Origin of the sequence: uncultured Gimesia sp., assembly GCF_963976445.1 — a bacterium.
Lineage (GTDB): Bacteria > Planctomycetota > Planctomycetia > Planctomycetales > Planctomycetaceae > Gimesia.
The window spans coordinates 387337-402946 of the sequence record NZ_CAXBKP010000001.1 but is presented as its reverse complement, the minus strand read 5'-3'; the positions used below and the strand labels follow the sequence as shown (position 1 = coordinate 402946).

At 50.7% G+C, this 15610-nt stretch carries 8 protein-coding genes; 2 read left to right on the top strand and 6 right to left on the bottom strand.

Going from position 1 to position 15610, the window contains the following annotated elements:
* Positions 1-38: 38 nt before the first annotated feature.
* From AAC022_RS01485 to AAC022_RS01465, 5 genes are all read right to left on the bottom strand, one after another.
* Complete coding sequence (locus AAC022_RS01485) at positions 39-1448, bottom strand: DUF1501 domain-containing protein (protein WP_339727292.1); 1410 nt, start codon at positions 1446-1448, stop codon at positions 39-41.
* Between the two features lie 30 nt (positions 1449-1478).
* Positions 1479-4832, bottom strand: coding sequence for a PSD1 and planctomycete cytochrome C domain-containing protein (locus tag AAC022_RS01480; protein WP_339727290.1), 3354 nt, complete (start codon positions 4830-4832; stop codon positions 1479-1481).
* Between the two features lie 203 nt (positions 4833-5035).
* Positions 5036-6403 carry a DUF1501 domain-containing protein gene (locus AAC022_RS01475; protein WP_339727288.1) on the bottom strand — a complete coding sequence of 456 codons (1368 nt, stop codon included), beginning with the start codon at positions 6401-6403 and terminating at the stop codon, positions 5036-5038.
* Positions 6404-6501: 98 nt separating this feature from the next.
* Positions 6502-7272 (bottom strand): aldolase/citrate lyase family protein, encoded by a 771-nt coding sequence (locus tag AAC022_RS01470; RefSeq protein ID WP_339727287.1) that lies wholly within the window; start codon positions 7270-7272, stop codon positions 6502-6504.
* A gap of 135 nt (positions 7273-7407) precedes the next feature.
* Positions 7408-8367 carry a hypothetical protein gene (locus AAC022_RS01465; protein WP_339727286.1) on the bottom strand — a complete coding sequence of 320 codons (960 nt, stop codon included), beginning with the start codon at positions 8365-8367 and terminating at the stop codon, positions 7408-7410.
* Positions 8368-8890: 523 nt separating this feature from the next.
* Here AAC022_RS01465 and guaA point away from each other — a divergent pair.
* The gene (gene guaA / locus AAC022_RS01460; RefSeq protein ID WP_339727284.1) at positions 8891-10489 is read left to right on the top strand and encodes a glutamine-hydrolyzing GMP synthase; all 1599 of its coding nucleotides are present in this window, start codon (positions 8891-8893) and stop codon (positions 10487-10489) included.
* A 293-nt stretch (positions 10490-10782) separates the two neighbouring features.
* Positions 10783-13845 (top strand): PVC-type heme-binding CxxCH protein, encoded by a 3063-nt coding sequence (locus AAC022_RS01455; RefSeq protein ID WP_339727283.1) that lies wholly within the window; start codon positions 10783-10785, stop codon positions 13843-13845.
* A gap of 105 nt (positions 13846-13950) precedes the next feature.
* On the opposite strand, the gene AAC022_RS01450 is transcribed toward AAC022_RS01455, so the two are convergent.
* Positions 13951-15171: an Lpg1974 family pore-forming outer membrane protein gene (locus AAC022_RS01450; protein WP_339727282.1), complete on the bottom strand. Its 1221-nt coding sequence runs from the start codon at positions 15169-15171 to the stop codon at positions 13951-13953.
* Positions 15172-15610: the final 439 nt, after the last annotated feature.

The window sequence follows — 15610 nt, the reverse complement described above, 5'->3', positions numbered from 1 at the left end:
TTATGCAAGCGTGATCGAAACAAAAACGAACGATACTTTTAAGCAATCACATCATGGACCACGTGTCCGTGTACGTCGGTCAGACGCATGTCACGGCCGCCGAAGCGGTAGGTGGATTTCGTATGCTCCAGTCCCAGTAGATGCAGCATGGTGGCGTGAATATCGTGAATTTCCACGCGATTTTCGACGACCTTGTAACCCCAGTCATCTGTGGCGCCATAGACGGTGCCGCCTTTGATGCCGCCGCCTGCCATCCACATGGAAAAACCATACGGGTTGTGGTCTCGACCGTTGGTGCCTTGTGCAAATGGGGTTCTTCCGAATTCACCACCCCAGATTACGAGCGTTGAATCCAACAGGCCACGTTGTTTGAGATCTTTCAACAGACCGGCGATGGGTTGATCGACGGAGCGGGCATTATTTTCGTGATCGCGTTTTAAGTTCGCGTGCTGATCCCAGCGATCACCATTGACGTTGGTGCAAGTCAGTTCAACAAAGCGGACTCCACGCTCGACGAGTCTTCGCGCGAGCAGGCACTCTGCGGCGTAGGTACGGGTGGGCTCGTATTCCGCATTGAACCCATACAGGTCCAGGGTGGATTTGCTTTCGCTGGTGAACGACATCAGGTCGGGAATCGCCATTTGCATTTTGGAGGCAAGTTCATAATTCGAGATGGCCGATTCGATTTCGTCGTGAACTCCGGTTTGCTGTTGTTTGAATCGGTCCAGTTGCTGCATGAGTTTTAGTTTTTGTTGCTGGATCTGGATCGTTTTTTCCTGCGGCTTCACATTGGCAATTCCGCTGCCTCCCGGCTTGAAGACCGAACCCTGGTAACTGGCGGGCAGGAAGCCACTGTTGAAGCAGTCGAGGCCACCAGGGGGAATCAAACCACCGTTAATGACCACAAAACCGGGTAGATTCTGGCATTCACTGCCTAAGCCGTAATTGACCCACGCGCCCATGCTGGGACGTCCCTGCAGGCCGCTACCTGTATGCAGAAAGTAATTGGCGAAGGTGTGTTCCGGGAATTGCGACACGACCGAACGAATGACGGTCATGTCATCGACACAGGTTCCGATATTGGGGAAGAGATCGCTAACCGGGATGCCGCTCTCGCCGTATTGTTTAAACTTCCACGGGCTTTCAAGTACTTTGCCGATATTGTCAAACTGTGTGGCCTCGACTTTGAAAAAATCGCCGGGACTTTTACCGTTAAATTTCGTTAAGAGTGGTTTAGGGTCGAAAGTATCGACTTGTGAGGGACCGCCGTCCATATACAGGAAAATGACATTTTTGGCTTTGGGCGGGAAATCGGTTTTGCCGGTGGTGACTCCGGAAAATGCCTGATCTTGCATCAGCGCTGTCAGCGCGGCGGCACCGAAACCGTTGGCGCATTGCTTGAGCATATCACGTCGCGTGAATTGTTGTCTGAATTGACCGCAGTGCATGTTGCAAACTTTCTGAGGCTTCTCTGGAAATCAAAAAACGTAAATAAACTCTTTGAGGTTGAAGATCACGTGTCCCAACTCTGCCCAGATAGTGGCAGGGTCAGCGGTATTCAGGTTTTGTTTGGTTCGTTCCAGCACAAACTGTTTGGCTACTGCCAGTTCTTCGGGTGTGGGCTGCCGACCTAACGCCGATTCATACATCCAGCGAATTTTGTCATCAGTTGTTTTCAGATTCGAATCGGTAGTTACCCGTTTTCCCCAGAGCTGTGCCTGTTGAATAACAAACGGATCGTTCATCATGATCAGAGCCTGTGCAGGAACGTTGGAGACATTGCGGCGGCCCATTGTGCTGAACGGGCTGGGCGTATCGTAGGCCAGCATCATCGGCGAAAGAAAATTACGGCGGACCTGAATGTAAATCGAGCGTCTGCCGTCTCCATCCAGTGGACCGTTGACCGGCGGTTTGCCGCGACCATCCATAAAATTGGTGAGGTGAATTGGTATCGACGGGCCATACATCGTGGCATTCATTCTTCCGGAAAGACTTAACAGGGAATCGCGGATCGCTTCGCCTTCCAGTCGTTTTAACGGCATTTTGTGGAGATAAATGTTTTTGGGATCGATCTCTGCGACATGCAATGTAGTCTGGCTGGCCTGCTGATAGGTTTGTGTCAGCACGAGATACTTAATCATCTGTTTGAGTGAGCGACCTTCGTTCAGAAACTTTACCGCGAGGAAGTCCAGCAGTTCTGGATGAGAGGGCCGTTCTCCGAGGACGCCGAAATTATCAACGCTGGGAACAATTCCCCGTCCGAACAGGTGTGCCCAGATGCGATTGACGATCACGCGATGAGTCAGCGGGTTCGACGGATTATTGATCTCGCGTGCCAGTTCAAGCCGCCCGCTTCCGGGGATATTCGCAGGTGAGATGCCGTTGAGCGCTTCCAGGAAACGTCGTTCGACTAGCGGACCTTCATTTTGATGGCTGCCACGGATCAGGACGTGATCATTTTCCGCACTGCCATCCATGATCGCCATCGCGGTTTGCGATTTGGTTTGAATCGCCTGTTTCAGCTTGGCACGTTGTGCCTGATAGTCTTCGATTCCCTGCTTGAGCGCCAGACGTTCCGGGCTATTTGGTTCTGAGAACAAGTCCGGGTGGGTGAGAATCCAGTTGATCAGGGCGACTGTCTGGGAAGTCAGTTTGTCTGGAGTGTCGAAGAATTCGTGAAATGCGTCTGTGAACGCCTTTTGGACCTGGGGGCTCTTCAGACTGACGGAGGTCAGTCCGGGTTCGGTAAACTGAGCCGCGTGTTTGATTTGATAGATCTCCAGCGGTGCTTTATCGATGGGGGTAAATTCGAGGTGGATGCGATGTCCTTTGTATCGGGACAGATCATGAAGCACCAACAGAGGCTTACCTGATTTATCAGCAGTGACTTTCTTTAACGTCGAGCCGTGCAGGGGGCCGAACAGCAGGCGATGTGAATCGACGCAGGCATAGACCCAGCAGGAGCCCTTCACCCGATAGGCAATCGATCCCTGGACTTCGAAGGTCGGTGTTCTTAACGTGCGCCCGGAGCGGGGAAAAGTTCTCAGTCGATTACTCTGGATCAATTGTGGCGTTTTCACGTCTTCCAGATCGTTCCAGAGGGGATCGCGGACCGCGGCTCCTTCCAGTTGAACGGTCAGCGGGAGCTGTTTGTCGGACGGATTGAGCAGAAGCGTACCCCGGGGGCGCGGGGCCAGACCAAAGGTGAAGCCATCGGTAATGAAGTCTTCCGGAAGACAATTATCATAATTGACGATGGTTCGGTTAGAAGACTTGGGACTGGTCGGTGCGGAGGGACTGGGCGGGGCCAGTGAAGCTTGCACATTCGCCTCCAGCATGATGTCGGCTTTGAGTTCTTTTTCAGCAGCCTGATTGTTCTGCAGTAATGCGACCCAGCGTTTGAGGATCTTTGGATTGAGTTGCTGCTGCGCTGCCTGTGCCTGAAGCTGTTGTTCAACGTCGGTCTTCTGTCCGGACTGAACCAGCTGCGAGGCACTCTGGTAGTAGCGGGAGAAATTTTTGACTTCGTGTTGGAACGCGGCTTTCAGTTTTACTTTGAGGATGTTTTGCTGACGCTGTTGCAGCTGTTCGGCTTGCTCTGCAATATTCTGATTGTGTGGCAGCGACTCGAACCGCACTTGATGGTAGTTGCTGCTTTGCAGGTATCCATACAGGGCGTAATAGTCTTTGGTTGAGATCGCATCGAACTTATGGTCGTGACAGCGGGCACAGGAAACGGTCATGCCCAGAAATGATTTGGACATGACGTCGATCGCGTTATCAAAGCGGTCGGTTTCATCTTTGCGGATATCAACGGGAGAGTGAACCCATTCGCCGAGATACCAGAAGGCAGTCGCCAGAACGGATTCATTGAACTGCTTCTCTGGATTGAGGCGGGGCTGTTCCAGCAAATCGCCGGCGAGGTGTTCGGCAACGAACTGGTCGTAAGGCAGGTCGGTATTTAAGGCCCGGATAACGTAGTCACGATACTGGTAGGCGTTGGGAGTGTCGTTATCAAATTCGTGGCCCCGCGATTCGGCATACCGCATCAGGTCCAGCCAGTGCCGCGCCCAGCGTTCACCAAATTGAGTCGCCGCCAGAAGTTGATCGACGACCTTCTCGGTGGCGGTGGGTGATTGATCTTGTAGATAGGATTGAATCTGTGAGGGCGTCGGGGGGACACCGATCAGGTCAAAGTACAGCCGCCGGATGATGGTTCGTTTGTCGGCGGGTTGCGCTGGCTGTAGTTTGTTGGCTTCAAGTTGCGCCAGTATGAACTGATCCACGGGATGGGCCGACCAGTTCTTGTTCTTGACCGTCGGTGTTGCCACCTCTTTAAGCGGTTGCCAGACCCAGTGATCTTGGCGTCGTTGTTTGAGATCAAATGTTTCAGCGGCCCCGCGCTCGGCGGGCGGTTTTTCATCGGGCCAGGGGAGTCCCATTTCAACCCAGCGTGTTAAAAGGTCGATCTGTTCTTTTTTGAGTCGCGAGTTGGGCGGCATCTCAAACGATTCATAACGGACGGCTTCCAGGAGCAGGCTCGCGTGTGGTTTCTTCGTATCCGCGGAAGGGCCAGAGTCGCCTCCTTTGAAAATCAGGGAGCGTGCATCGAGTCGCAGTCCCCCTTCGAGTCGTTTGGACTGACCGCTATGGCACTTGTAACAATGTTCGGCCAGCAGCGGGCGAATGGACTTTTCGAAGAACTCCAGTTGCTCCGGTGCGAACTGGGGAACGGAGTCTGTTTTGGTTTTTGCTTCTTCAGCGGAAATCGAAAAACTGACAAAGCCAGCCATCAGCAGGATAACAGAGATGATTCGGAGAAATTGCTTCATGCGCGGAGGTTTCTTTTTCAGAATACAGGTCGTGATTCAGCCGAAGCTTGTGATGGCAGCGCACTTAGTACTACGTGCCATTTCAAAATGGGGGGAACAATATCTGTAATATTGCCATAAACTATTTTAACGCTTTTAGTTGAAGCGATTCAAGTTTTAATCGGCAAAGCTGAAAAAGAGAGGCAAATTTGATTGTGGGGGTGTTAAATCAATTCTGGCAGTGGTTTGGCGTGGCCTTCGACCAGATATTGGGGACGGCCACTGAAGTCTTCGACTGTGGTATGGTCTGTATCAATGCCCAGGTTATGATACAGCGTGGCAAAGAGTTCGGGGAATGTCACGGGACGATCAACGGCTTCGCCTCCCAGGCGATCAGTGGCACCAATCACCTGGCCGGTTTTCATGCCGCCGCCGAAGAGGATTGCCGAGTTGACACGCGGCCAGTGATCTCGGCCGACCTGGGCACTGATTTTGGGAGTCCGCCCGAATTCGCCCCAGATAGCGACTGTACAATCTTCGTCCAGACCACGTTGATGCAAGTCTTCCAGAAGGGCACTGACACACTGGTCAAACACGGGGAAGTCTTCTGCTTCGCGTTTGAAGATGGTGTTATTCTTTCCGCCGTGCCAATCCCATTTACTGTAGTTTAAAGTGACGACTCGCGCGCCGGCTTCGACCAATCGTCGGGCGGCCAGCATGCTCTGTGGTACGCGAGGGGCGCCGTTACTGTCGATGAATTTCGTGGGATCGCCGGTGCCATAACGTTTGACGGTTTCGGGGTCTTCTTTGGAAAGGTCCAGGGCTTCTGCCAGTTGAGACGAAGTCAGCACGCCCATGGCCTGTTCGGTAAAGGTATCCAGGCCGGTCATCATGCCGGACGCGTCGGCTTCGCGTTTGAAATTATCAATACTTTGCAGCAGTTGTTTTCGATCGGAGAGTCGTTCCAGCGAGATCCCATTCAGAACCATATCGTGGCGGGTCGGCCCCATCGGTCGGAAGGGGGAATGCGAGAGTCCCAGGTAACCTGGGCCCGGTTCATTGTAAGGGCCGTGAGTACAAGGGTAACAAAGGCTGATGAAAGGGGGCGCTGATTCTACATGCGCGCCCTGAACTTTTGAAACGGTCGAACCGAATTGCGGCCAGCCTCCCTGGGGTTTGGGTTTGCGGGGATCATGACCGTTGAAGCATTGGATGGCATCATGGCCGCTCTGAGAACCGACGATGGAACGCACCAGAACCATTTTATCCATGAGTTGTGCCATCCGCGGGAAGGCTTCACAGATTTCAATTCCGGGGACGTTGGTGGAGATGGGCTGCCAGGGACCTGCGATTTCTTTGGGGGCATCTGGCTTAAGGTCGATCATATCCTGGTGAGGAGGCCCCCCGACCAGATAAATCATGATCACCGACTTCTGACGTTTTTTGTTTGCCGGGTTTGCTGCTTCCGCCTGTAACAGTCGGGGGAGAGTCAGCCCAGAGAGTCCCAGGCTACCGATCTGGAGAAAGTTCCGTCGTGATAAATGATCACAAAATGAACCTTGTGCGTGGTTTTGTCCAAACAGTGTCAGCATCTTGATCGTTCTCCCGCTGTAGTCTGAATTCGATTGAGCGGCACTATTGTATCAAGTCTTGTTTATGTGTTCCAGAGGAGCCTGGCAGGATCTGGAAATTATTTTCTGGCTCGTTCGCGTAATTCCGGCAGGACCTCGCGGATTCCATTGGCTCCCAGAGAGGCAATGGAGCCGATATTCACGAAACGGTAGCCTTCATCGATAGCCCAGCGACAGCGGTCCAGATCCCCGAAAGTGATACCGGCGGGTTTATTGGCGCGGGCGACTCGTTTGGGGAAATCTGCCAATAATTTCAGGACCTCAGGGTGCTCGGTTTGGCCGATGACTCCCAGCGAAGCAGAGAGGTCCATCGGGCCGGCAAACACGACGTCGATGCCTTCGACGGCGGCGATTTCCTCAATGTTTTCAATTCCTTCCGGCGATTCAATCTGTGCGACGATGGCGGTTTCCTGATTCGCGTGTGGCAGATAATCATCGAAGGAAAAGTCCATGAACATCGTCCAGTCGGGAGAGACGCCTCGGGTTCCTTCGGGCGGATATTTGGCGTATTCGACGGCGAGTTTCGCTTCTTCGGCATTATTGATTTGCGGAACCATGACCGTATTGGCTCCGATGTCGAGTGCTTTCTTGAAGTAAATCGGGTCCAGCCCGGGTACCCGAATCATCGGCATGCAGCCTTTGCGGCGGGCGATTTCAGGAAGATGTTTGACTTCATTGACGCCGTAAGGACGATGTTCCAGATCGATCCAGAGAAAATCGATACCGGTGTCGACGGAGAGTTTAGCCAGGATTTCAGAAGCATCTGGCATGCCAACGCCGAGAGCGACCTCGCCCTGAGACAGTAGCGTTTTGATTTTATTTACGAACATCGTGAGGTCCTGAATAGAGAACAACGATCGTGAAGCGAAAATCCATAATAAGCAGAAACGAAGAAACGGCATACCCTGAGGGAGTATGCCGTTTCTGATTTATCATTTTTTATCAGAATCCGGTTCCACTATAACCTATCGACTGATGTAGTACATCGCCGGGTCATCAATGATCCATTCTGTGGACCACGTACGACCGTTATCCTGATTGCAGACATTGAAGAATGCAGTATGGAACGATTGAATTCGATTTCCATAAGGCACGTGCGATGCAAACCGGTCAGCCGGAGTCAGAGGATCGACGCCGGGACTGGCATAATAGTGGGCACGGCCATCGGGAGTGAACGACATGCCGAGGGTCCACCAGCCGGTCTGTTTAATTTCCGGTCCGATGAAATCCTGACCTGAGGTATCTGCTCTCACAACAAATACGGCTGAATCTTCTCCGTTCGGACTGTCTGTTTTGCTGTTGAACTGAATGAACATCCCCAGGTAGATGGTTTCGATTTTAGTGGAAGTGCTACTGCTGCGAAAAAATCTTCTGCGCGAGCTCGTCTTCTTCGTCGGAGATTTTACGGCAGCACGGAACCCAAACGAAGTGCCGGTTTTATCTTCCCATTCTTCGAAGGGGGGGAGATAAACGCGTGTGACGACACTGGGGGAATAATTGACCGAGACAATCGTGCCTTGCATGATCAGGTCGTCCTGATTGGTTCCCCGGCTGCCTTGCCCCGGGATGCCTGTATGCAGGGACTTCATCAGTAAGGCGCCTTTACTGCCGGGCAGACCGCCTGGAGGGGTGGGCACGCGCTGAAGAATATCCGGTTGTCCCCGCTTGGCACTTTCTGTCCAGACACTATTGGAGGACTGGCCTAGTGGATAACGGGGTTCTTTATCAATGTTAAAGCTACTTTTGGGGAGATTGGTAATGAATTCCCAGGATTCATCTTCGAAATCATCCCAGGCCCCTTCTACCTTTGTGCCTGTGCCTGGCACCACCTGTGCGTCGACATCGGCCCCCGCGATAAAAATTGAGGTTCCTGCAATCAAAGTCAGACAATGTCTGGAGAAAAAATGATTCCATTGGAGAAGCATGATTTTCTGTTCCTGGCAATATTTTGTTGAATAAGAGAGGGCAGAGGGCATGTGCTCCCAGCCATTTGGAATAGGGAAATCGGAATGAGTAACTCACAGATTCCTGCTGAGCATGATTTTCCGCAATTGTCGTATTACTGGAATTATCGGATGGATCGGCAGGGATGGTTCAAATTCTCCTGATGCGTCTGATTCGCTGTAAGTTCTATCACCGTAAATGTTTTCAGCAGAATAATGTCTTTCTAAGTCTAAACAGAGATGCCGAATATTGGTGCTCATAGACTTATATTCAGCGTAGCTTTTGTATTTTGACTAACGGGAGCAGATTCCTGCTGGTTTCCTTGGTGAATTGGGCGGGCGGAATTGGATTTCGAAAATGGACTCGCTAAGATAGCGGTTTGCTTTTTCAAGCAGAATTCTATCGTTCCAGCGGGCTCCGGTCCCTGGCGAGTCTATTCATCGGCGGCCTTGGCGCGAGTGTCTCTGGTGATTCTTTCGATTGCATTAATATTTCGAGAACGTAATGACCGATCCTCAAGTCTCTGAGCAGGATGCTCTTTCTCAGAGTTTAATCGATATGAAACAGGAAGAACTAATTCTGGTCCTGGATTTTGGGTCTCAAACTTCCCAGTTAATCACGAGACGTGTCCGCGAGCAGAACGTCTTTAGTCAACTGGCACGTCCCAACCTTTCCGCAGAACGCATCAAGGAACTCAATCCCAAAGGGATTATCCTTTCTGGTGGTCCGGCCAGTGTCTATAGCGAAAACGCGCCGCAGGCGGATCCGGAAATCTTCAATCTGGGGATTCCGATTCTGGGGATCTGTTACGGCATGCAGCTTGTTTGTGATTCACAGGGCTGTGAAGTCAAAGGGGGGGAATCCCGGGAATTTGGCCGTACTCCGTGTACGGTGAGTGATCATTCGAATTTGTTCTCCGGTGTGCCTACGAATTTCGTCGCCTGGATGAGTCACGGCGATCAAGTCCAGAATCTGAGCGAACACTTTAGTTCTCTGGCGTCGACTGAAACCTGCCAGTTTGCAGCGGTCAAGCATCATAGTAAGCCTTTCTTTGGGTTGCAGTTCCACCCGGAAGTAACACATACCGAATTTGGTGGCATGCTGCTGTCGAACTTTGTGCAAAAGGTTTGCGGGTGCGAGGGAACCTGGAAAATTACCAATTTGATCGAACAGGAAATTGAGTCGATCCGGGAGCGGGTCGGCGATCAGCGTGTGATTTGCGGACTATCAGGGGGCGTTGATTCTTCGGTGGTCGCTGCATTGTTGTATCGTGCGATTGGATCACAACTCTCGTGTATCTTCGTGGATAACGGCTTGTTGAGAAAAGGGGAAGCCGACGAAGTTTCACACCGGTTTGGAGAACACTTTAAAACCGATCTGCATGTTGTCGATGCGCGAGAGATGTTTTTATCAGAACTCGCTGGCGTTACTGACCCGCAGGAAAAACGGAAAATTATCGGCCGGCTGTTTATCGAAGTGTTTCAGAAAGAAGCGGAATCGATTGAGAACGCTCACTTTCTGGCACAGGGAACTTTGTATCCTGACGTGATTGAATCGGGCGCCAACCCCGATGGTCCGGCTGCGACGATTAAGTCGCATCATAATGTGGGGGGATTGCCGGAAAAACTCGGGTTTGAGTTGATAGAACCTCTGCGCGAGTTGTTTAAAGATGAAGTCCGCGAAATGGGACATGAACTCGGGCTGCCTGACGATTTGATTTACCGACATCCATTCCCTGGCCCCGGTTTGGCAGTGCGTTGTCTGGGTGAAATAACGGAAGAACGTCTGAAAGTTCTCCGGGAAGCAGACCTGATTGTGATTGATGAATTGCACAAGGCAAACCTGTATCGCAAAACCAAGCAGGCATTTGCCGTCTTGCTTCCGATTCGTTCTGTGGGTGTGATGGGCGATGGTCGAACTTATGAGGATGTCGCCGCGATTCGCGCAGTCGAAACAGACGACTTTATGACTGCGACCTGGTCTCTACTGCCTTACGAAGTTCTGGAGCGCATGTCGACCCGCATCACGAACAATGTGCGGGGAATCAATCGCGTGGTGTATGACATCAGCTCGAAACCGCCCAGCACGATTGAGTGGGAATAATTTTTTCCGCAGCACCATTTCATGCTCTTGAATATGAATGGGATGTCGTAGTCACTGCAGTCGCCCGCAGAGAGATTCTGGATATTGGGGTGAAATGGACTTGATTTCCGTTGTGATCCGGGTATTTTAGAACGTATTCGTTAATGTTCTTTATAATTAGCTCGCCCTGGAAGTCGGAACGGGATATTCGAATTCGATCGTGAATTCGATGTCAGGCCGTTCATGTCCATCCCCCACCTTTTGAATTCCTCCTACATGTTGATTGCGTTTCTTGGCATAGAAAGTCGGAATACATGATTTCGGTTACTCAGCGAAAAGTGTTTTGTCTGGTTCTTGTTTGTTTCACAAGCGTCCTTTTAGTCGGCGGTGGTTATTTTTCATTAGCGACTGCGCAAAAGCCTCTCGCGGATGAGGGAGATTTATCCAAGAGGTTAAAGCGGGTCCCTGCGACTTCTCCTGAAAAGAGCCTCAAGGGGTTTGAACTGGAGCGTGAATTTCAGTTGGAACTGGTGGCTGCCGAGCCTGATGTGATGGACCCCGTGGATGCCTGTTTTGATGAAAACGGGCAATTGTATGTCGCCGAGATGCGGGGCTATCCTTATCTGCCAGAACAGCGCCCCGATTATATTCCTGGTCCCGACCGCAAGAATGCCGGTGTCATTCGGTTACTAAAAGATACCAACGGCGACGGCAAAATGGACAAGAGTTTTGTCTTTGCTGATACGATCACCTGGCCGACTTCGGTTTGCTGTTATGACGGCGGCGTGTATGTGATCGCTCCCCCCTATATTTATTATTTCAAAGATACCGACGGCGATGACAAAGCCGATATTCGCGAGACGGTATTCACCGGGCTGCGAACCAATAACGTACAAGGGTTAGCGAATAATCTGAAATGGAGCCTGGATAACCATATCTATTTTGCCGGCGGAACTAACGGCGGTTCGATTTTGAAAGATGGTAAAGAAGTGATCCCTGCGGGACGGCGGGATTTGAAGCTCAATCCCAGGACCCGCGAACTGGAAGCGGTTTCGGGTGGTTCTCAGTTTGGGCACTCAATGGATGACTGGGGGAATCGTTTTGTCTGCAGTAACAGTAACCATATTCAGCATGTGGTATATCCCAGTAATTATCTGAAACGCAATGCCTATCTGGCGGTTCCCGGTGTATTACGGACTGCTGCGAAGCGCGGGGCTGCAGCTCCCGTATTTCGGCGAAGTCCGCCGGAACCTTATCGTGTCGTGCGTACCGCACGGCGTGCCGCTGATCCAAATTTTCGCAAGCGTCTTTCGCCGACGGAATTGGTGGCGACCGGTTTCTTTACTTCCGCGACCGGCGTCACGATATATCGTGGTGGCGCCTATCCGGCTGAGTTTCAGGGAAATGCCATCATTGGTGATGTGGGCGGGAATTTGATTCACCGTAAAACGATGGATGGCAAGGGGGCAACCTACGTTGCGACCCGTGCTGATGAAGATACCGAATTTATTACTTCGAATGATAACTGGTTTCGTCCGGTCAACTTTGTGAATGCCCCGGACGGTACGCTGTGGGTTCTTGATATGTATCGGGAAACGATCGAACATCCGTTCTCGATTCCAGAAGATATCAAGCGTCATCTTGACCTGGAAAGTGGTCATGATCGCGGGCGAATTTACCGTCTGAAGCATCCCAAGGGGAAGACTTTCAAGGTTCAGAAATTAGGCAAGATGCCCGTCGATCAACTGGTATTGCAGTTGGAATCACCGAATAGTTGGAACCGGGAAACCGCCCAGCGTTTGATTTGGGAACGCCAGGATAAGGCAGCGATTCCGCATCTGGTGAACCTATTTCAAACATCAAAACAGCCACTGGCACGTTTGCATGCTTTGTGGACGTTGGATGGTTTGAATGCGTTAAATTCTAATATTCTGGTAAAAGCGTTACAGGATTCCGAAGCAGGAATCAGAGAACATGCGATTCGGTTGTCTGAAAAGTACGCTCAGGGAAGCCCGGAATTATCTCAGGCGGTACTGAAGCTGTCGTCAGATCCAGAGTACCGTGTGCAACTGCAATTGGCATTTTCCTTAGGTGAATTTGACAGGGAAGCCGCGATTGCCGGTTTGACGAAGCTGGTGGATTCAAAGAATTATGATGGTGATATGCAGGTCGCGGTTTTGACCTCTTCTGCCGATATCGCTGGGCCGTTGGCGGTGAATTTTCTTCGGGAGTCGGAAGGAAAGCTTGCCGGTACGAAACGTCCTCTGGTGATTGAGCTGTTACGAATTGCTGGTGCGAAAAAGGAAACAGATGATGCATTGGCTGTGTTGGACTATGTCTCCCGTGATTCGATCTCATTAGTTCAGAAGCAACTGGTGCTTGGTGCTTTGGGAGAAGGCCTGGGACGTCGCGGGGCGTCTCTGGCGACCTTGCTGAGCGACCCTCAGATCAGTTCTGATGTCAAACAACGATTTGACAAAACAATCGCGGAAGCTGTTCAAACAGTTGAAGATGAAGACAAATCAGTGGCGGAGCGGGTGGCAGCGGTTCGCCTGCTGGGCTTTATGGATTACCGTGTTGCCGGCGATGTGCTGTCAGAGGTTTTGAATCCTCGATCCTCACCGAAAATTCAACTGGCGGCGGTCGAAGCGTTATCCCGGATGGAGCACAAAGATGTGAGTTCCGCTCTGCTGACAAACTGGTCCGGATTCAGTCCGGCTGTGCGGATCGATGTGATTGATGCGCTCTTGGGATCATCAGGACGGATTGACAGTTTGTTGAGCGCGATCAAGGAAAAACAGGTCAAACTCAATGAGATTTCCCGCGACAAAAAAGACCTGTTGATGAATCATCCCAATAAAGCGATTCGCAAACGTGCTCGCATGGTGCTGGGAAGTGAAGTGAATAGTGACCGTGCGAAAATCGTGTCTGCTTATGAGGCAGCTTTGGAATTAAAGGGGGACGTCGTCAGCGGCAAGAAGATTTATCTGAAGAACTGTGCGGGCTGTCATAAGGTTGGTGATCAGGGGCATAATGTGGGGCCTAATCTGGCGACCACGAAGAATAAATCGAACAATGATTTATTGATTGCCATTCTGGATCCGAGTCGGGAAGCACAGTCCAACTATAATACTTATACGATTGTCACCGAGCAGGGGAAGCTGTTTACCGGCATTATTGCTGCAGAAACAGCAACAAGTTATACGGTCCGCAGAGCGGAAGGGAAGCAAGATATCATTCTTCGAAACAATATTGATACCCTGCTTTCCAATGGCGTCTCTTTAATGCCCAATGGTTTGGAGAAAGAGGTCAATCATCAACAGATGGCGGATTTACTGGAGTTTATCAAGACTCTGGAGGCGCCTCCCCAGAAGTAATCGTTTCTTTGTGTATCAGTGAAAAGAGCGTGTACCAGTGAAAACAGCCTTGTCAGAGTAGTCTGACAAGGCTGTTTGATTTGATAGCGTGTGTTTGAGAGAGGTTTACCAATCCATCCCCAAAGAGATCGAACCACCGAGGAGACTCAGGTCTCCTGATTCACTGGCAGCCGATCCGGCGCCATTCCACCACATTCCGTCCCAGGCCGCACGGACCCAGACTAGAGCACCGGTTTGCAGCACAAAATCTGCCTGCATACCGATTTGAATCTCAGCGATACTTAATGATTTTTTAGAGGTTGTCTGTGCGATTGCAACAGTCGGTCCAGGGGTTCTGTCTTCTGCCGAATATTTCGAGTTACCCCAGAGTGCTGAATATTTCAAGCTAGAGATTAAGGATAAGCTGGATGACCCTTTTGAGCGTCTGTCAAGCAGACCCAGAGGACGTCGGGCTTCACCAAAGATGACCAGACCATTTCCATCGAAGCGATGTCCTGCGTCTGATGAAACGGCAGCACCACTTGCAGTACCTCTGGCCTGGTATGTCTGACTCACCGAAGCATGGCGGTAACCACCACCGAAGGTCGTTTGCCAGCGTTCAAAGTTCAACTCCTGGCTGATATCAAGATCAATGGTATAGAGTTTAATGTTGCTCGAGGTCGTAATGAAGTCCCCCGCCTGACCACCGGCTCGTAATCCGCCGGTTGTTGTTTTCGTCGGCAGTCCATTGAAGAAGACAAAGTTATTGGGAGAAGTCGCTCCATTGTTGGAATTATCTTCAAACTGGAACCAGCGAATCTGAGCACTGAGCCCTTCATTATCAATTAAACCGAGGTTGATTCGGGGAGCAGACTGATAATTATAAGGGAAATCATTGGAAGTCGTGATCGTTGACATTCCCGATTGATCTTCCGTCAAAAACGCGGTGTCGGTATCGAAACCAGGTTTCACGAAAACAGCGGCCACACCGGCTACGATTCCCAGACGCTCGTATGGCATATCTTCCAGGTAGGGCTCTTCAATCCAATCCCCCTGAGTGTATTCTTCGATTGGTCCGTAATACTCACCACTGCTGTAATTTTCGGACATGGCAATGGGAGATAAATCGGAAGTCCGCGGAGACGACGGTGCAAACGAGACGGCGTCAATCGCGGGTTCATAATACTCTGATGCGGGTTCATAATTCTCTGAGGCATTTGAAATTCTGAAGACCCCTTCAGATTCATTTGATGGTTCGACAGGGAAATCTGTTTGCGCATAAAGTGCCTGCGTTGAAAAACAGCAGATTCCCGCAATTATCAAGCCAACGAATCCGTTCGTTCTCATAGCTTAATCTCTCCATTTCAGTCCAATTAGAACCGTTTGAATTCCATTGACTGAAAGATGCGAATTAAAAACTAACCTCTCCGACATAACACGCTTTGTGAATCCAGAGCATTCTTGTTCGTAGGTACAGCAGCAGGTGAGGCTATGTAGCCAACCCACTGTCATAATTGATCGGCTCGTTATTGCTAAGAAGACCATTAAAAACGGTACATCTTGCAAAAACAGTATGAATTTTCGCCTTAAAAGATTCGAATGTATACATAGGAATTCCGGAAATCCCAGCCTATATCGCCTATTGTTTTGTAAGTCTGATTTCTTAAGCGTAGATAAAGCAAAGGGTTATGGATCTAGAAAAATTTGAGAAATGCTGAGACGAAGAAATGATTCATCGTTAGTTTTGGTTCGCCCGTTCGTCTGTCTTGTGAGTAATTTGAGTTGT